The organism is Gordonia sesuvii (assembly GCF_036350415.1).
Classification (GTDB): Bacteria; Actinomycetota; Actinomycetes; order Mycobacteriales; family Mycobacteriaceae; genus Gordonia; species Gordonia sesuvii.
In genome coordinates, this window is sequence record NZ_JAZDUF010000005.1 from 315,752 (window position 1) to 332,478 (window position 16,727).

General features: G+C 68.8%; 18 protein-coding genes. 6 read left to right on the forward strand and 12 right to left on the reverse strand.

Features of this window, described 5'->3' with window-relative positions; genetic code table 11:
* Positions 1-20 precede the first annotated feature (20 nt).
* A complete protein-coding gene (locus tag VZC37_RS18205) occupies positions 21-827 on the forward strand; it encodes a CPBP family intramembrane glutamic endopeptidase (RefSeq protein ID WP_330434310.1) in 807 nt (268 codons plus the stop codon).
* Positions 828-844: 17 nt separating this feature from the next.
* Here VZC37_RS18205 and VZC37_RS18210 read toward each other — a convergent pair whose 3' ends face one another.
* The 3 genes from VZC37_RS18210 to VZC37_RS18220 form a co-directional block, all read right to left on the reverse strand.
* Positions 845-1,375, reverse strand: coding sequence for a hypothetical protein (locus tag VZC37_RS18210; RefSeq protein WP_330434312.1), 531 nt, complete (start codon positions 1,373-1,375; stop codon positions 845-847).
* A gap of 74 nt (positions 1,376-1,449) precedes the next feature.
* A complete protein-coding gene (locus VZC37_RS18215) occupies positions 1,450-2,136 on the reverse strand; it encodes a DUF4873 domain-containing protein (RefSeq protein WP_330434313.1) in 687 nt (228 codons plus the stop codon).
* Positions 2,133-3,047, reverse strand: a complete 915-nt coding sequence (locus VZC37_RS18220) for an AurF N-oxygenase family protein (protein ID WP_330434315.1) — start codon at positions 3,045-3,047, stop codon at positions 2,133-2,135. The genes VZC37_RS18215 and VZC37_RS18220 overlap by 4 nt, the downstream gene beginning before the upstream one ends.
* 689 nt (positions 3,048-3,736) lie before the next feature.
* Between VZC37_RS18220 and VZC37_RS18225 the strand changes: the two genes are divergently transcribed.
* Together VZC37_RS18225 and VZC37_RS18230 are read left to right on the forward strand one after the other, a co-directional pair.
* Positions 3,737-4,687 carry an LCP family protein gene (locus VZC37_RS18225; protein ID WP_330434317.1) on the forward strand — a complete coding sequence of 317 codons (951 nt, stop codon included), beginning with the start codon at positions 3,737-3,739 and terminating at the stop codon, positions 4,685-4,687.
* Between the two features lie 89 nt (positions 4,688-4,776).
* Complete coding sequence (locus tag VZC37_RS18230; RefSeq protein ID WP_330434320.1) at positions 4,777-5,322, forward strand: ferritin; 546 nt, start codon at positions 4,777-4,779, stop codon at positions 5,320-5,322.
* 1 nt (position 5,323) lies between these two features.
* Here the strand turns inward: VZC37_RS18230 and VZC37_RS18235 are convergent, their stop codons facing one another.
* The 5 genes from VZC37_RS18235 to VZC37_RS18255 all read right to left on the reverse strand — a co-directional run bounded on the left by VZC37_RS18235 (position 5,324) and on the right by VZC37_RS18255 (position 9,941).
* Positions 5,324-6,244, reverse strand: a complete 921-nt coding sequence (locus tag VZC37_RS18235; protein WP_330434321.1) for a DUF5926 family protein — start codon at positions 6,242-6,244, stop codon at positions 5,324-5,326.
* A gap of 257 nt (positions 6,245-6,501) precedes the next feature.
* Positions 6,502-7,293: a glycerophosphodiester phosphodiesterase gene (locus VZC37_RS18240; protein WP_330434323.1), complete on the reverse strand. Its 792-nt coding sequence runs from the start codon at positions 7,291-7,293 to the stop codon at positions 6,502-6,504.
* Positions 7,290-8,243, reverse strand: coding sequence for a DUF4328 domain-containing protein (locus tag VZC37_RS18245; protein ID WP_330434325.1), 954 nt, complete (start codon positions 8,241-8,243; stop codon positions 7,290-7,292). The genes VZC37_RS18240 and VZC37_RS18245 overlap by 4 nt, the downstream gene beginning before the upstream one ends.
* Positions 8,244-8,326: 83 nt before the next feature.
* Positions 8,327-8,662, reverse strand: a complete 336-nt coding sequence (locus VZC37_RS18250) for a rhodanese-like domain-containing protein (RefSeq protein WP_330434461.1) — start codon at positions 8,660-8,662, stop codon at positions 8,327-8,329.
* A gap of 430 nt (positions 8,663-9,092) precedes the next feature.
* Entirely contained in the window at positions 9,093-9,941 is an 849-nt protein-coding gene (locus VZC37_RS18255; RefSeq protein WP_330434327.1) for a S49 family peptidase, read from the reverse strand.
* 53 nt (positions 9,942-9,994) lie between these two features.
* Here VZC37_RS18255 and VZC37_RS18260 point away from each other — a divergent pair, with 53 nt between their 5' ends.
* Entirely contained in the window at positions 9,995-10,762 is a 768-nt protein-coding gene (locus VZC37_RS18260; protein WP_330434329.1) for a VOC family protein, read from the forward strand.
* Between the two features lie 15 nt (positions 10,763-10,777).
* Here the strand turns inward: VZC37_RS18260 and VZC37_RS18265 are convergent, their stop codons facing one another.
* Together VZC37_RS18265 and msrA are read right to left on the reverse strand one after the other, a co-directional pair.
* The gene (locus VZC37_RS18265) at positions 10,778-11,851 is read right to left on the reverse strand and encodes a winged helix DNA-binding domain-containing protein (protein WP_330434332.1); all 1,074 of its coding nucleotides are present in this window, start codon (positions 11,849-11,851) and stop codon (positions 10,778-10,780) included.
* Between the two features lie 3 nt (positions 11,852-11,854).
* The gene (gene msrA, locus VZC37_RS18270; protein WP_330434334.1) at positions 11,855-12,559 is read right to left on the reverse strand and encodes a peptide-methionine (S)-S-oxide reductase MsrA; all 705 of its coding nucleotides are present in this window, start codon (positions 12,557-12,559) and stop codon (positions 11,855-11,857) included.
* 132 nt (positions 12,560-12,691) lie between these two features.
* On the opposite strand from msrA, the gene VZC37_RS18275 reads away from it, so the two are divergent.
* Together VZC37_RS18275 and VZC37_RS18280 are read left to right on the forward strand one after the other, a co-directional pair.
* Complete coding sequence (locus VZC37_RS18275) at positions 12,692-12,844, forward strand: hypothetical protein (RefSeq protein ID WP_330434336.1); 153 nt, start codon at positions 12,692-12,694, stop codon at positions 12,842-12,844.
* Between the two features lie 181 nt (positions 12,845-13,025).
* Positions 13,026-13,655 (forward strand): superoxide dismutase, encoded by a 630-nt coding sequence (locus tag VZC37_RS18280; RefSeq protein WP_330434337.1) that lies wholly within the window; start codon positions 13,026-13,028, stop codon positions 13,653-13,655.
* Positions 13,656-13,736: 81 nt separating this feature from the next.
* Here the strand turns inward: VZC37_RS18280 and VZC37_RS18285 are convergent, their stop codons facing one another.
* Positions 13,737-14,486 (reverse strand): energy-coupling factor transporter transmembrane component T family protein, encoded by a 750-nt coding sequence (locus VZC37_RS18285; protein WP_330434339.1) that lies wholly within the window; start codon positions 14,484-14,486, stop codon positions 13,737-13,739.
* Positions 14,483-16,570 carry an ABC transporter ATP-binding protein gene (locus VZC37_RS18290; protein ID WP_330434463.1) on the reverse strand — a complete coding sequence of 696 codons (2,088 nt, stop codon included), beginning with the start codon at positions 16,568-16,570 and terminating at the stop codon, positions 14,483-14,485. Before VZC37_RS18290 ends, VZC37_RS18285 begins: the two co-directional genes overlap by 4 nt.
* Positions 16,571-16,727 lie beyond the last annotated feature (157 nt).

The following is a 16,727-nucleotide window of genomic DNA, read 5'->3' on the forward strand; positions in this document are numbered from 1 at the left end:
CCGACCGTAGGGTGGCCACCATGCGTGCCACGCTGCGATCGGTGCTGCACCCACAGCGCCCAACCGGCGTCGCCGTCGTCACCGACCCCACCGAACGCCGCGCGATCATCGTCGAACTCGTCATCGTCGGCGTCCTCACCTTCCTGTTCTCCGCACTCTCCGCGGCGCTGTCGCTGATCGAGGCACAACTGGCGGGCGGCATCGGCAACAGCACCGTCGCGCTCAACCCGGCCCGGTCCGATCTCGGCTGGATCGACTTCGTCCGGCAGCTGATGAGCGCACTCCGGTTGTTCGCCATCGGCGGCCTCGGCGCCTACCTGCTGTGGCGCAGCGGGCTCCTGGAGCGAGCCGGTCTCGGGCGCTGGCGGCCGCGCCGCGACATCCCGGCCGGCCTGGGCCTCGCGGCACTCGTCGGACTGCCCGGTCTCGCGTTGGTCGCGATCGCCCGTGCGCTCGGCGTCAACGCCCACCTGGTGCCCAGTGAGGTCGACGGCGTGTGGTGGCGCTGGCCGATCCTGATCCTGCTCGCGGTGGGTAACTCCGCCGCGGAGGAGATCATCGTCGTCGCCTACTTCATCACCCGGCTACGACAGCTCGGCACTTCCGAGAACACCTCGCTGATCGCCAGTTCGGTGTTGCGCGGCGGCTACCACCTCTATCAGGGGCTGGGTGCAGGCCTGGGCAATCTGGTGATGGGTCTGGTGTTCGGCCGCTTCTTCCAGATCACGTCACGGCTGTGGCCGCTCGTCGTCGCCCACGCGGTGATGGACATCGTCGCGTTCGTCGGTTACGCCCTGCTCCACGAGCATTTGAGCTGGGTGGGGTAAGGCCGTAGCCGATCCGGCTACGCGGACGGCCCAGCCGACGGCGGGTACTGCTGATGCGGGTACGGCTGTTGCGCGGGGCGCTGCGGCGGATGGTTCTGCGACGGGTAGTGCTGCGGTGGGTACTGCTGCGGCGGATAGGGCTGGGGCGGTTGGCCCGGTGGGTAACCCGGCGTGCCGTACCCGGCAGCGGGGTACCCAGGGTTCGCATACCCGTAGGCCTGCTGAGCCGCCTCGATTTGACCCGCCAGGCGGAGCAGCCGCCCGCGACGTCGGTGCAGCATGACGGCGCCGAGGGCCGCGGCGAACGGGATCAGGAGTGTGCCGATGACGCGGCCTGCGGACTCGGCCGCCGAACCCGACTCGCTCACCATCGGACCGCTGGTCGATCGGGTGGCGTTGCCCAGCACGCTCAGAAGCGACAGCGCGACGACGATCCACAGCAGCACGGCCCAGGTTCGTGCGGACCCGGCCTGTTTGCGCAGGACGCGGGGATCGGGCGGTGGCGCCATCCCCGTCGGGGGTCGGCCGGACTGCGGCGGGTAGCTCATGCAGGGATCGTAAGGAGGCCGGCCCCGGTGCGACGAACGCACTCGGCTGATTCGGTCAGGCGAACGACACGCGGTCACACCATCAGGTCATCGAGGACATAGGGCGGGGCCCCGACGCCGACGATCCGCACCGCCCCAGAAGGCGTGACCTCGGCCAGCCGCGCATCGACCGGCTCACGCCCGTCGATGGACACCGTCACCGAGCGCACCCGGTCGTCCTTCCATCGTCGGATCTCGTTGCCGAAAGCCGTACCGGCCCAGTGATAGCGGCCGTCCAGGGGATCGAGGTGGCCGACCAGACGCAGCCGGACCACGAGGTCGGCGCAGCCGTCCGCCGACACCGCCGCGGCGCCGTCGAACACCTCGTCGTCGATGGATTCCACACCCGGCCAGTCGTAGTCGTCCGGCCGGAATCGGCGCAGGCGCGCGCGGCGACGGCGCGGGTTCGCGATCATCGCCCATTCGTTCTCGATGGGACGGCGCACGGTGACGCTCACCGCGCCCGACATCGCGAGGTGTTCGATCATGGCGACGACGTAGTCGAGGGCGCGTGCGTCATCGAGGAACACCTCCCCCTCCCGACTGGCGGTGACCAGGCCCAGATAACTACCCGCGGGTGCGGGACCCGCACGCACGATCAGGCCCGCACGACGCCCGTCGTCGATGATCTCGATGGGCAACGGGGAACGCCGAACTCGGGATCGCAGTCGCTCTGCCAGCGGTCCGCGCCCACAGACCGCCACCGACGCAGCGGTGGTCACGGCAGGAACCCGCCGCGACGCCACCCATATCGGGACAGCCGACTCATCAGTCCAGCATCCTCGAAAAAGGCTGCGAGCGAGGCGAAGCCGCGGACCTGGACGTCACGGAAGTGCGGGTTGGATCTCGCCGCGCGTGCTGCCGCGCGACCGTCGAGCCCGGCGCGCCGGTACATGGCCGGGTTGGTGAAGAGCCGTTGGAACAGGACCCCGGCCATCGCGTGACCGTTGGCCGCGACGAAGGTCTCCCATCGGCTACGGGTGGGCTTGCGCCGCATGATCCCGTCGCGCGCGAAGCCGATGTGACGGGCCTCTTCGGCGACATGAACCTGCATCAGCCGCGCCACCAGCGGTTGTAGCAGTGGATCGTCGAGCATCTCGCGCTGCAGCGCGTCGAAGATCTCCTCACCGACCAGCGCGGCGACCCACAGCAGACTGCCCCGCAACGCGTTCGGCAGCGCCTTCATCACCGCGCGCTCCCACAACCTCATGTTGTACGGGCGTGCCCCGGACCATTCGATGGCCCGGCCGAACATCACCATGTGCCGGCACTCGTCGCCCATCTCGGTGAGCGCGTAATGGGTGCTGGCGGACGCGGGGTCGGCGGTCATGAGACGGGCGAGCAGGGTTCGGTTGAGGAGGTTCTCGAACCAGATCCCCACCGAGAGGATGTTCGCGAGCTCCTGACGTGACACCTCGATCCGCTGCTCCTCGGAGAGGCGTTCCCACAGCTCGGTGCCCGTGAGGGTCACCACGCGCGGCGGCAGGAAGTAGCGGTCGGTTTCCGGTCCGCGATCCCAGTCGAGATCGACGACAGGCTCGTAGGAGCGCTTCACCGATCCGTTGATCAGACGCTGGGCGATGACCTCCCGTCCCGACGTCTCACCCTGTCTCACCTGCGATGTCATCGTCATCGCGCACCTCCTGCGATGGAATCGGCTGTGACCCCCGACACTAGGATCGCGGTCCTTATGTGTCAACACTCACTGTCACAATGGTTGGTGGGTGATTTTGGCCGCCGGTGGACGGCGAACGCAGCGAGGCGGGGATGACCCCCGTGATGCGTACATTGGACGGGATGAACGAGCCCGAGCCGCCGATGATGCGCAGGCGCGACGTCCCCCCGGGGCCGGCGCCGCGTGGCGGCGACCCTGCTCGTCGCGGCACACCGCCTAGGCGGATGCCACCCCCGAATCTCGACCCCGGCCGCACCCACCGGGTGCCACCCCCGCACAGTCCATCCCCGCCCAGTCCACCCCAGCGCAGTCCGGCGCCGCCACCGCCTCCCCCGCGCCCGAACGCTCGGCCGCAGGGCCCCCGGCCCCCTGGCCCGACCGCGCATCTGCGTGAAGGCCAGGCCGCCGACGGCCGTTATCGTCCGCCCCTCGCATGGTCTGATTCGTCGGACGCCGGCCGCGCCGGGCAGGGGTACGCGCCGACACAGAAACCCGAGCCCATCCCGGCGGCCGAACGCACCCGTCGCCCCGTCCCCGACCGCGCGGGTTCCTCCTCACGCGGGAGTAGCGGTGCGCCGCCTCGACGGCCGGGAAGCAGGTCGGGGCGACCGGTCGGGGCACCCAAACCACGACGACGTCGCCGTCGTATGCGCGTCGGACGGCTGCTGCTGGTGGCGCTACTGCTCCTGGTGGTCGCGTCGGTCGGCCTCGTCTTCTACTACGACGGCAAGCTCCACCGCACCGACGCACTCGCGGCATATGCCGGGCGGCCGGTCGACACCCCGGGCACGAATTGGCTGATCGTCGGGACGGATTCGCGGGCCGACCTGAGTGACGCCGAGCGCGCCGAACTGTCCACCGGCGACAGCGACGGGTCACGCACCGACACCATCATGATGGTCTACAAGCCGCCGAGCGGCGATGCGATGCTCATCAGCGTTCCGCGCGACCTGTACGTGCCGGTCCCGGGCCAGGGATCGCACAAGATCAACGCGGCGTTCAACTTCGGTGGGCCGCAGCTGCTCGTGCAGACACTCGAACAGCTCAGCGGTGTGCGCATCGACCACTACGCCGAGATCGGATTCGGCGGGTTCGACCAGGTCGTCGATGCGGTCGGTGGCGTGGAGATCTGCCTCGATCAACCGCTCAACGATCCCCTCGCCGGCCTCAACCTTCCCGCCGGCTGTCAGGAACTGAACGGGCAGCAGGCGCTCGGGCTGGTGCGCACGCGCGCGTTCCCCAACGCCGACCTGGAGCGGATCGAGAACCAGCGCAAGTTCCTCAGTGCGCTCATGGCGAAGGCGACGAGCCCTTCGGTGTTGTTGAATCCCTTCGCGCTCGTGCCGTTCGTGAACTCCGCGGTGGATGCGGTCACCGTCGACGAGGGCGACCATCTGTGGAACCTGGCCGGGCTGGCGTGGTCGTTGCGCGGCGATCCGATCACCACCACCATTCCCACGGGAGGCAACGAGTACACCTCCGACGGCTCCTCCCTCGCTGTGAGCGACACCACCGAACAGTTCTTCACCTACATCCGCAAGGGCGCGCCGGTTCCCGAGGATCTGCTGTCCGAACAGGGCGGAGTCGTCGGCGGCTGAATCGAACCATCGCCGAAATATGGTGAGGCTCAACTCAGTTAGGTTGCGCTGACCCGAAAGTGCTTTTGACGTGCCTTTATTCTGGTGTCATGACATCGAGTACCGGTGAGTCCGTGTTCCACAAACTGTTGCACGATCAGATCGGCAACGAGTTCGCCGCCGCGCAGCAGTACATCGCGGTCGCGATCTACTACGACAGCCACGACATGCCCCAACTGGCCAAGCACTTCTATGCGCAGGCCGTCGAGGAACGCAACCACGCGATGATGCTCGTGCAGTACTTCCTCGACCGCGACGTCAACGTCGAGATCCCCGGAGTCCCGGCGCCCCGCAACGATTTCGCCGACTATCGCGAACCGATCGAGTTGGCGTTGGCGCAGGAGAAGTCGGTCACCGAACAGATCGTCGACCTCGCACGCGCGGCGCGTGACTCCGGCGACTACATGGGCGAGCAGTTCATGCAGTGGTTCCTCGCCGAACAGGTCGAGGAGGTCGCCACCATGACCACGTTGCAGACCATCGCCGAACGCGCACAGGGCAACCTGTTCGACCTGGAGAACTTCGTCGAGCGCGAGATCAACGGCGCCGCACCGGAGTCCGCGACTCCGCCCGCGGCCGCCGGCGGCAATCTCTGATCTAACGCAGCGTGACCTGCCGCCCGCGGATGCCGTCACGTGACCGCACCTCCGCGGTGGTCAGATCCCCGTCGACGGCCAAGGCCTCGGAGAGCCAGTCGTCGAACTGATCCAGCCCCGCCTGCCACTCCTGGTGGTGCAGTTCGTTGTCCAGGTCGAAAACCGGGACCAGGAGGCCATGGGTCCGGAACGATCCGGCGAACCGCGAACCCTCACCGAGGGTGAGACGGCCCGCCGCGTGCAGGCGGGCCAAGGCGTTCATCACCTCGTCCTCGGGTTCGGGCCGCACCCATCGCAGGTGCGCCCGTTCCCCGGCATCGACCCACCACGGGGCGCCGATCCCGCTCTTCGCGGACAGACGGGCGCTGGGCATGATCGAATCCTTGGCCTGCTCGAGCATGTCAGCGAATTCGGCCGGGACGTCGGCGCCGGGCGGGAACCACCACGCGAAGTCGTCGTGCACGACGACGTCGAGAGTGCTGTCCGGATCGATGACGTCGACGAGCGCCGGCGGGTCGTCCGAGCGCACATAGTCGGCGTCCGGCTCCGCCCGCGTCGACCACACGATCGCGTCGGCGATCTCACGCTCGACGTCGTCGGGGTCCACCTCGGTCTGCAGGGCGACAATGCCCTGGGGGCCGTCGTCGGTGCTGCGGACGAGGGCACGCACGGCACCCGGCAGGATGCTGGCCAGGACGACGCCGCGGTCGGCGCCCTGCTTCAGGGTGCCGACGCCCAGATCGACTGTGGCGGAGGCGAGGAAGGCGCGCATGGCGACCAGATCGCATTCGGCGGCGAGGCCCGCGAACGGACGCGGCGGCGGCGCCATGGCGGCCCGCTGACGCTCCTTGCGTGCCGCCACCCGCTCGGCCCGGTTGCTCCCCGGTCGTGGCCCGCTGCCTCGTTTGCTCTTCTTCGCCATGAGACCACCTTCTCACGGGGTTCTGTCGGCGAGAGCACCCCTGGTCCCTGAAACGAGCGGGCGTCCACCCCCGATCCCTGAGGAGCCCGTGAGGGACGAGCGGGCGTCACGAAGGGGCTCCCGCAACATCCGCGACTACGTGGCCCTTCGTGACACTCGGCTAGCGCCTCGTTCCTCAGGGGGCGGTTGGACAGTAGCGCCTCGTTCCTCAGGGGGCGGTTGGACACTGGCGCCTCGCTCCTCAGGGACCGAGGCGATCAGTCGACCGTGACCAGCCAGTCGCGGACTTTGGCGGGTCGGTTCGTGGAGAGCCAGCGCACCCCGAGGTCGGCACACAGTTGCACGTCGGGCAGTTCATCGACCGTCCAGCAGTAGGTGACCCGGCCGGCGGCGGCCGCGCGGTCGACGAGATCCGGATACATCCGCAGCGTTTCCACCGAGGGGCCGATCCCGGTGGCTCCCACCGCGGTGGCGGCGCTGCCGCCGAGCAGTCGTGCCGTGTCGCCGAGCAGGATGGTCGGCAGCATCGGCGCGTGCCGCCGGATGCGCCACACGGCCGCCGACGAGAACGAGATCACCACCGCGCGACTGTGATCGGCCGACGGCGGGGTGGCGACGCCGAACTCGTGGAGCATCCCGAGCAGCTTCTGCTCCACGAGGCTGCCGTACCGGACCGGATGCTTGGTCTCGATGAACAGCCGCACCGGGCGACGCCAGTCGAGGGCGAGGGTGATCAATTCACGCAGGGTCAGCACCGACGACGGCGTGCCCGCGGGATGCCAACTGCCGAAGTCGAGTTCACGTAGCTGCGCCAGCGACATCTCGCTCACCGCGCCGACACCGTCGGAGGTGCGGTCGACGGTCCGGTCGTGGACGCAGACGAGTTCGTGGTCGCTGGTCAGCCGGACGTCGCATTCCAGGCCGTCGGCGCCCTCGAGGAGGGCACGCTCGTAGGCGGCCAGGGTGTGTTCGGGCAGATCCTCGGATGCCCCGCGGTGCGCGACGACGGCCGGCTTGCCTGACCGGGAGATGTGCTCGGTGCCCGTCATCCGACCGCCACCCATCGGCGAGACGGCACCGGATCCTCCCGGCGTTCACCGAACGTGGCGTCGAGCCGGTCGGGCAACCACCACGCGAACACGCCGGAGCACGCGGCGGAGACGACGACGGCGAGGAGCGCGTCGGCGCCGGTCTGGATGGACCCCGACGACATCGCGACCAGCCGGGTCACGACGGCCGCCACCGCCACCACGTTGACCAGCACCCACCCGACCCATATCCGCGACAGTCGCCTGCGGGTGCGATCGCGGTCGAGGTCGGTGCGCATGTTCGCCGCCTCGTGGAGCAGCACCGCGGCCCCCCACACGTTGAGCAACGGGACGCCCGCCATGAGCAGGATCTGCCAGCGACGCCGAGGATCGCGCCGCTCGTCGCGGCGATACGCGTCGGCCCGCAACGCGACGACCCAGCGGGCGAACACGACGGTCGCGTAGACGAAACAGCCGACCGACAGCAGGCCCCCGAACAGCACCAACGCCGAGGTGATCAGATCCGTCCACGCCGGCACCGGCGTCGACCGGTTCACGACCAGCAGGATGTACCGGCCCAGGTGGGCCACCGCGGCGAGTCCGAGCGCCGCCGCGAGCACGTGCAGGGCGCGCGACAACGCGGCCGTGAGGGTGTCCCGGCGGCTGAGGGCGGCCTCGGTGACCACCGGCGCATCCCGCAGGCCCCACTGCGGAATGTAGAGGTAGCGGGGGATGTATCGGGGGCGCAACGCCAGGTCGGAGCGACGACGCGCGGGGATCGCCTCGGGTGGGCGGCGCGCCACCCACCGGACGTGCCGGCTCCGATAGAGGCGGCCGCTGCGCGGACCGCTGACCGGCGATGGCCTGGGTCCGGGCACCGGCGCTGCCGGGCGTGGGGTGGGCGCGGGGCGTGGTACGTCCGCGACGTCGCGGGGCGTCGTCGGAGCGCCGAGCAGATCCGAGTCGACCACGCGGAGCGGCCCACCGCAGCGGGGGCAGCGCTCGCGACCTGGGCGGTGCGGCGCCTGTATCCGGCACCGCGGGCAGAGGTCGATCATTTCGACCCGGTGCTCCCTGTCTCGACGGGCTTCCCGTTCTCCACCCAGGCGAGCATGCCGCCGCGGACACAGCTGCCCTCGTACCCCATCTGGTCGAGGTACTGCAGCACCCGCATCGACCGTCCACTCGAGTGACACACCACCAGCAGGTCGGCATCGAGGTCGATCTCGCCGAGCCGCGCGGGGACGTCGCCGAGTGGGATGTGCAGCGCACCTCGGACGTGTCCGGCCGCCCACTCATCGTCCTCTCGGACGTCGAGCAGGACTCGGTCGGCGTCGTCGGTGAAATCGTTCGGAAGCTCCGTCACCGGCACCTGTCGGATGTCGCCCATGCTCACGGATTCCATGGTGGCACAGGCGCCTGAGGCCAGGTGCGCATCATGCGACTCCCGCTGTGCACAACCTTGGGATGGGCACAGTCGAATTGACACGGCGTCGCCCCCATCCACCCCACTATGACGACCTACATACGGCTATCCACATGCTGCTTTGCGCGGGACCCCGGAAGTGTGCATCAGCGTCCTTCAAGCTGTGGATGAGACTGTGGAAAGTGTGGAGAAACCGCCGACGACCTCGGCAGATCTGTGACCGCCCTCACACACTCTGTGACGGTCGTCACCAGATTGGTTGCTCGGCGTAACAAGTTCTTCACCAAACTGCAGAGCCACGTCACACCTGAAGAATGTTGCACATGATCACAACGCCTGTGGACAACCTGGGGAGAACTGTGCACATCTGCTCACCGACGATCCCGTCGGGGGCTCATCGCACCTCGGTGAGGGTCTGTCGATCGAGCGCACCGAGTGCGCCCGAGACGGCGCTCTCCATCACGCCGGCTACGCTCAACTGCCCACCGAAGATCCGGGCGAGCAACGGCTTGGGCGCTTCGATCACCGTGATCTCGGCGTCCGGGTACCGCTCGGCGATCACCGACCGCATGACCCCGATACCGTCCACCAGTCCGACCTCCACCGCGCGACCGCCCACCCAGAGGTCGCCGCTGAACAGTTCTGCATCCGGCGCGTTGAGCTTCTTCCCACGACGTTGGCGAACCCAGCCGATGAACGCATCGTGCAGTTGCGACTGCAAGCCCTTGAGCCATTCGACGTCCTCCGGCCGTTCCGGGGAGAACGTGTCCAGGCGCGCCTTGTTGTCGCCGGTCGCGTAGAGCCGACGTTCCACCCCGAACCGCGACAGCAGATCGGCCAGGCCGAAGCCCGAGGACACCACCCCGATCGAGCCGATCATCGACGTGTGGGCGGCGAAGATCTCGTCCGCGGCGCACGCGATCCAGTACCCGCCGGAGGCGGCGATGTCCTCGCAGAAGGCGAGCACCGGCACCCCCTTCTCGGCCGAGAGCTGCCGGATGCGTTCCGCGATGTACTCCGACTGCGCCGGCGACCCGCCCGGCGAGTTGATCACGACGACGACGGCCTTGACGTGCTCCGTGCCGAATGCGCGCTTGAGGACCGGCTCGAGGCTGTCGGTGCTGATGCCGTGCCGACCCATGCCCGTGACGCCGATCGGGCCGTCGAGCCGGACGACGGCCACCCGGTCCGCGCGGGAACGCGCCAGACGTTTGGCGATCGATTTGCATCCTGCACCGGTCATGGGGCCGAGTGTAATGGGCCGCCACCGGCGTTCGACGACACTAGACTTTGCGCGTGCGGATCCGATGGCTCACGGCATTCTTGGATTTCCCGACCGATCAGTTCGGCGCCGAGGTGACCTTCTGGCGGGCGATCGCCGGCAGCACGGTGTCGCCACCACGGGGTGAGCGACGCGAGTTCGCCTCACTCGAGCCGTTCAACGGCGACCCACATCTGCGGGTGCAGCGGATCGACCACGGGCCCGGCGGGATTCATCTCGACCTTCACGTCGAAGATCTCGGCGCAGCCACCGACGAGGCCATCCGGCTGGGCGCCAGCATCATTCGAGCACAGCAGGGCGACGGCTACGTGACGGACGGCTACGTGACGATGGCGTCGCCGGCCGGGTTCGTGTTCTGCCTCGTCGACTGGCAGGGCGAGTCCGAGCGGTCCCGCCCGATCCGCTGGCCGGGCGACACGATCAGCATCATCGACCAGGTCTGCATCGACGTGCCGTATTACGCGTTCGAACCCGAGACGGACTTCTGGGAACGGCTGACCGGTCGCCCGACGACGGCCACCAGCCGGCCGGAACTGATCCGCCTGGCTCGTGACCCGGCGCTGCCGATCGGAATCATCTTGCAGCGCAGGGGCCGCGAGGACACCACAGAGAAGGCGAGCGGACACCTGGATCTGGCCGCGACCGCTGTCGAGGACGAGGTCGCGCGCCACGCCGACTGGGGCGCCGAGGTGGTCGAGCGATTCGAGAACTGGACGGTCATGCGCGACCCGGTGGGACGGCGGTACTGCATCACGAGCCGCAATCCGCGCACGGGCGACTGAGGCCGGAGTCGTCCGCTATCGGTCGGGTTCGGCGATGAACTGTTGCAGCTGTTGAACTTCCGCTTCGAGATCGTCCCGCTCGGCGGTCGTGGGGTCGACCATCAGGTCCACCGAGACCCGGCCGTCGACGATGCGCCAGGAACCCGCCAGCCGGCCGTCGAGGAGCACGAAACCCGGTGATCGTCCGTTCGGGGTGCGCAGGGCGCCGAATCGGTCCTCGTCGGCGATCCGCCGTCGGTCTGCTTGCGCGACAAGGACATTGTCATACGGGGCGAGCAGGCGTGCCGGAGCGGGCCGATCGGCGTCGACGAGGTCGAGACCCTCGAGGTCGAAGAGCCGCTCACCGTCGGGTCCGGTCAGTTCGACGAGTTCCCAATCGGCTTCCATCTTCTCGACGAGCGTTTTCAGCCTGGTCATCCCACACCAGCTCTGGATGCCCGCCACGGTCGACGGTCCGAAGCCGCGTAGGTAGAGCCGGATGAGATCACGGCGGGCCTCGTCGCCGGTCACGGCAGGTTCGCCGGGGCCGGCCCAGTCGTCGAAGAGTGCGTATGTCGGCGCACCGACCCCGCGCCACAGTCCCCGGGGAGGCACCTGGACGAGGCTCAATCCGCACCGCGCGACGGCCACCAGTGTGGACGGGTCCTCGTCGGGATGCCGCTGCGCGATCGCGGCCCCGAGCCGCGCACCGGGCATGGGCCCGTCGGCCAACAACTCGGCCGCGTCGTCGAGGACCTGCTCGGGCCGGACGCCGACGAGGTTGCGCGCGTGCAGCGCGAGTCCGCTGTCGAGCGTCGGCTGCGCGAGCCGGCGAATCCACCGCGCGTCCTCCGCATCGAGGAGGAACACCGTCGAACGCAACGCCGCCATGCGCACGACCTCACGCCGGCGGAGCAGGTCATCGAGCTCGGCTGGCTCGAAATCGGCTATCCGCGACCATAACCCGAAGAAGGGCGCCGCAGGATCCTGGGCCTGCAGGCCGACGCATCGGTCGAGGACCTCGATCGCGTCCTCATCGACACGCCCGAGCAGGTGCTGGCGGTGCAGCACGGTCCGGTTCCACTGACCGGCAGTGATCTGTTGGGGCACCGCTCAGCCGGCGGGATAGTGCAGGCCGGTCGCGGCGTGGCAGCGATAACCGTGCGGGTTCTTGGCGAGGTACTGCTGGTGGTGGTCCTCGGCGTAGTAGAACTGGCCGTTCCCCGCCTGCGACAGCGGCGCGATCTCGGTGGCGATCGGCCCCAGGCCGGCGTCGGCGAGTACCTTGCCGAACTTCTCGGCACTGGCACGGGCGAGGTCCGCATCAGCCTCCGACAGCGTGTAGATCGCCGACCGGTATTGCGTTCCGACGTCGTTGCCCTGCCGCATCTCCTGGGTCGGATCGTGGGACTCCCAGAAGATCTTCAACAGTTCCTCGAGGCCGACGACGGCCGGGTCGAACACCACCAGCACCGCCTCGGTGTGCCCGGTGCGCGCGGTACAGACCTCGTTGTAGGTCGGGTTCGGTGTGTGGCCGCCGGCGTATCCCACCGCCGTTGTGTAGACCCCGGGGACCTGCCAGAAGATCTCCTCCACTCCCCAGTAGCATCCGCCGGCGAGGATCACCGCCGACAGGTCGGCGCCGAAGTCACCGATGCCGTGCGACTCGGGTGCCGGGGCGCCCCGCAACGGATGTCGCAGCAGGAGGTGCTCGTCGGCGACGGGCATGGCGGTGTCGCGGCCGGGCAACGCCTGCTCCGGCGAGATGAGTTCCCGCTTGTGTGAACGGGCGGAAAGTAGCTGGTCAAGCCATGACATGGCATCGATCCTACGCGCGGGTGGCCGACCGATCGGGTTGATGGATCGCCGGCGGTCTGCCTATCATGACCCCCACGCCGGACGTGTGATCGTTGTCACTCCCGGCGGCATCGCCGACAACGAAGGGTGTTCATGGCAGCGCACGCGAGTTCCGACCTCGGTCGAGCCCTCGGCTCGCGTCCGACCGCTCCGCGCGCCAACTACAACGTCCGTTCGTCCTGCATCGGTACCGGCGTCAGCATCCTCGGACTCATCGCTCTGCTCGTCGTCTTGATGCTGATCTGACCTGCGATCGCACGGCGGATGACGACCGCCGAAACTTCAACCGCACTTGAGGTGGATTACCGCCCAGTGTTTGCAATCCCCCAGGCAGTGGGTAAGGGTGGAAGTACTCGCGCGACCGGCGATAGACCGCCGCGGTTGAGCGCGCAGAGTGAGTACGAGAAGCACCTCAGAGAGGAATATCGTGGCTGAATACACCTTGCCGGATCTCCCGTACGACTACGCGGCACTCGAGCCGCACATCTCCGGCAGGATCATGGAGCTCCATCACGACAAGCACCACGCCACCTACGTCAAGGGTGCCAACACCACCCTGGAGAAGCTGGCCGCAGCCCGCGAGGACGGCACCATCGCCGACAAGGTCTACGGCCTCTCGTCGACGCTGGCCTTCCACCTCGGTGGCCACACCAACCACTCCATCTTCTGGAAGAACCTGTCTCCCAACGGTGGTGACAAGCCGGAGGGTGACCTCGCGGCCGCGATCGACGACCAGTTCGGTGGCTTCGACAAGTTCCAGGCCCACTTCACCGCAGCCGCCACCACCCTGCAGGGCAGCGGCTGGGCGATCCTGGGCTACGACACCATCGGTGGCAAGCTGGTGATCCTGCAGCTGACCGACCAGAGCGGCAACATCCCCGCCGCGATCATTCCGGTCGTCATGCTCGACATGTGGGAGCACGCCTTCTACCTCGACTACCAGAACGTGAAGCCGGACTACGTCAAGGCCTGGTGGAACGTCGTCAACTGGGCCGACGCCGCCGAGCGTTTCGCCACGGCGAGCAAGCAGGGCGCAGGACTCATCGTTCCCGCCTGATCGACGCACAACGCCCCGATCCCTGAGGAGATTCGGAGCGCTAGGTCTCCTAGCGCCTCGCTCCTCAGGGATCGTGGTTTTTCAGAGCAGGATCGTCGCGACGATCGCACTCACACACGCAATACCGACGACGGCCAGCGTCACATAGTCGGCCCGCCCAGGCCGCGACGGGTAGGCAGTCAGCCGCCCGGTTCCGCCGCGCGCCGTGATCGCCTCCGCCATCTCCGAACTTCGCCGTAGCGCACTCGACATCGCGGCGGTGAGCATGTCGAGCACACCCATCTCCGCCGCCGGGTGACCACTACGTGGCGGCGCGGACGGCCGCAGCCGATGCGCCGCCCGCAACATACGTAGCTCGTCGATGAGCATCGGCAACCCCCGCAGGCACAGGGCGATCGCGACTGCCCATTCGTCGACCGGCAGCCGGAGGATCCGCAGCGGCCGCATCAGGGTCGCGATGGCCGGCGCGATGTCGGCCATCGGTGTCGTCCAGATCACCAGGATCGAACTCGCCACGAGCACCAGACCGAGAGTGACCGCCCGCAGGTACACGATCAGCGCGGCGGGTCCGAACACCAGGTTCACCAGGCCGCCGGCGATGATGAGTCCCCAGAACCACCAGGGCGGGCGGGGAATCGCGCCGAGCGGGATGCCGGCGATGATCGCGGTGATCACCACGACCGCGGCGACCATGCCCAGCGCGGGCCACGACGGCAGCACCCAGGTCATCACGCCGAGCATGAGCACCACGAGGAGCTTGGTGCCCGCCCACAGGCGGTGCACCAAAGAGTCACCCGGTACCTGCCGCAGCGGAATCGTCCGAACGCTCATTCGCCGACCTCCCCGGATGTGTGCTGAAACTGCTGGTGCCCACCATCTTTCGGATACGCGGTGGGCGGATACTGGGTGGGCGGCGGGTCGACCGGGGTCAGCGTGCCGGCGGTGAGCTTCACGCGGCGACTGACCACCGCGTCGAGGTCGGACAGATCGTGCGAGATGATCACGATGGTCATCCCGTCGGCGCGCAGCCGGCCGAGTAGATCCACGATCTCGGCGCGCGCATAGGGGTCCACCCCGGCGAGCGGTTCGTCGAGGATGAGGACCTTGGGGCGCCGGGCGATGAGGCCGGCCAGTACGACGCGGCGCATCTGACCGCCGCTGAGCGAATCGGTTCGGCGGGCCGCCATCTCCCGGGGCAGACCGACCGCCTCGAGCACGCGGGCCACTTCGGCGGTCCCCACCTCGATGCCGCCGGCGGCCATGATCTCGTCGCCGACCGTCTGCTTCTGCAGTTGCAGACGGGCGTGCTGGAATGCCAGCGCGACGTCGCCGACCTTGTCCGCGGTCGGCGAACCGTCGAGCAGTGCGGTGCCCTTGCTCGGCGCGATGAGTCCGGCCATCACCCACGCGAGAGTGGTCTTGCCCGAACCGTTTCCGCCGACGATGAGCAATCCGTCGCCGCGGTGCACGGTGACCGACACATCGTGCAGGGCATGCACCGCCCACGGCGATCCCTCGAGGTAGGTGTGTCCGACACCCTCGAGTACCAACAGACGCTCCGCGGGGCGGGGTGGGTACCCCGACTGCGCCACCGGCGTCGGGCGGGACGGCTCCTCGACCGCGCCCGGCCGTGGCACCCAGTCCGGCGGGTGCGGGATCACCCGGCCGTTGTGCAGGTGGATGATCCGGTCGGCGGCGGCCGCCTCGTGCCCGCGATGCGTGATCAGCACGACGGACATGCCGCGGCGTCGCGGCAGATCGGCGAGCAGGGCGAGGAGTTCGTCGCGCCCCTCCGGATCGACCATCGAGGTGACCTCGTCGGCGATGAGGAGCGCGGGTTCACGTGCGAGGGCGGCGGCGATCGCGAGCCGTTGCTGTTGGCCGCCGGACAGATCCGATGTCTCACGGTCGCCGAGACCCGACAACCCGACCTCGGTGAGCAGTCCCTCGACGTCCACCTCGACCCCGGCTGGCAGACCCCACACCACGTCGTCGGCGACCCGCGACCCGAGCATCTGGGTCTCGGGGCGTTGCAGCACCATCGCCGTCCCGCCGTGGCGTCCGAGTCCCGCGGCGCCGGGCCGGACGACGGCGCCCGTCGTCGGTGCCCGTCCCGCGAGGATCTTCGCCAGCGTCGATTTCCCGGAACCGTTGGCGCCGACGACGGCGACGAACTCGCCGGGCGCCACCGTCACATCCACGTCGTCGAGGATGATCGGCCCGTCCGGCCGGTAGCGGAATCCGATACCGGTCAATTGCAGCGGCAGCGGGGCCGGCTCGGCTGCGTCGCGGTCGAGTTGGCCGACATCGAGGGTGTCCTCACTGGGGATGTCGGCGAGGCGGGCGATGACGCCGCCGAGCAGCCACCACGCGACCGCCAGCGAGACCACGGTGCCCAGCGCGCCGGACACCCACATCCACACCCACCAGTAGTCGACCATGCTGGACCCGAGCGCTTCCACGGTGTCGGCGAGCCCGCCGAGGGCCGGAACCGCGTTGAGCAGTTCGACCAGACCGCCGACGGTGTTGCCGAGCGCTTCGAGGATCAGTGTGCGCAGCGGCACCAGGACCAGCAGCACCAGCACGGAGATCCCGCCGATGATCGGGGCCGCGGCCAGCCCGGCGAGGGTGATCGTCCCGATCCCCCGCCCGCGCCGCTTGGTGTCGCCGACGATGCCGCCGATCAGGGCCGACCCGAGCACGGACGCCGCGGCGCCGGTCCCGGCCATCGCGAAACTCACGCCGGTGGCGGCCACCGACGCGGCGATCAGCGCCCGCGGTCGGGTGCGCGCCGCGACGAGCGCCAACGGCACCGGTGCCAGCAAACCGACCGCGGTGGCCAATGGGACCACGGCGGCGACCACGATCGTCGCTACCGTCAATCCGCCGAAGATGGCGATCGACGCCATCTCCATCGGGCGCAGCGGAACAGAACTTCTCACCTCATCCAGTGTGCCTGGTGGCGCCGACGTCCCCGCAGCCTGTGTCCACCGTTCGCGTCCGGTCTGTCAGACCGATCACAGCAAACTGTGGCGCGCCGAACTGCCTGTACTCCGGCGATACTGCCGGGGC

What these genes read in the sequence shown, in the direction of transcription:
- VZC37_RS18205 (WP_330434310.1), top strand. Translation starts at nt 21, where the DNA reads ATGCGTGCCACGCTGCGATCGGTGCTGCACCCACAGCGCCCAACCGGC.
- VZC37_RS18210 (WP_330434312.1), bottom strand. Translation starts at nt 1,375, where the DNA reads ATGAGCTACCCGCCGCAGTCCGGCCGACCCCCGACGGGGATGGCGCCA.
- VZC37_RS18220 (WP_330434315.1), bottom strand. Translation starts at nt 3,047, where the DNA reads ATGACGATGACATCGCAGGTGAGACAGGGTGAGACGTCGGGACGGGAG.
- VZC37_RS18225 (WP_330434317.1), top strand. Translation starts at nt 3,737, where the DNA reads ATGCGCGTCGGACGGCTGCTGCTGGTGGCGCTACTGCTCCTGGTGGTC.
- VZC37_RS18230 (WP_330434320.1), top strand. Translation starts at nt 4,777, where the DNA reads ATGACATCGAGTACCGGTGAGTCCGTGTTCCACAAACTGTTGCACGAT.
- VZC37_RS18235 (WP_330434321.1), bottom strand. Translation starts at nt 6,244, where the DNA reads ATGGCGAAGAAGAGCAAACGAGGCAGCGGGCCACGACCGGGGAGCAAC.
- VZC37_RS18240 (WP_330434323.1), bottom strand. Translation starts at nt 7,293, where the DNA reads ATGACGGGCACCGAGCACATCTCCCGGTCAGGCAAGCCGGCCGTCGTC.
- VZC37_RS18250 (WP_330434461.1), bottom strand. Translation starts at nt 8,662, where the DNA reads ATGGGCGACATCCGACAGGTGCCGGTGACGGAGCTTCCGAACGATTTC.
- VZC37_RS18255 (WP_330434327.1), bottom strand. Translation starts at nt 9,941, where the DNA reads ATGACCGGTGCAGGATGCAAATCGATCGCCAAACGTCTGGCGCGTTCC.
- msrA (WP_330434334.1), bottom strand. Translation starts at nt 12,559, where the DNA reads ATGTCATGGCTTGACCAGCTACTTTCCGCCCGTTCACACAAGCGGGAA.
- VZC37_RS18275 (WP_330434336.1), top strand. Translation starts at nt 12,692, where the DNA reads ATGGCAGCGCACGCGAGTTCCGACCTCGGTCGAGCCCTCGGCTCGCGT.
- VZC37_RS18285 (WP_330434339.1), bottom strand. Translation starts at nt 14,486, where the DNA reads ATGAGCGTTCGGACGATTCCGCTGCGGCAGGTACCGGGTGACTCTTTG.
- VZC37_RS18290 (WP_330434463.1), bottom strand. Translation starts at nt 16,570, where the DNA reads ATGGAGATGGCGTCGATCGCCATCTTCGGCGGATTGACGGTAGCGACG.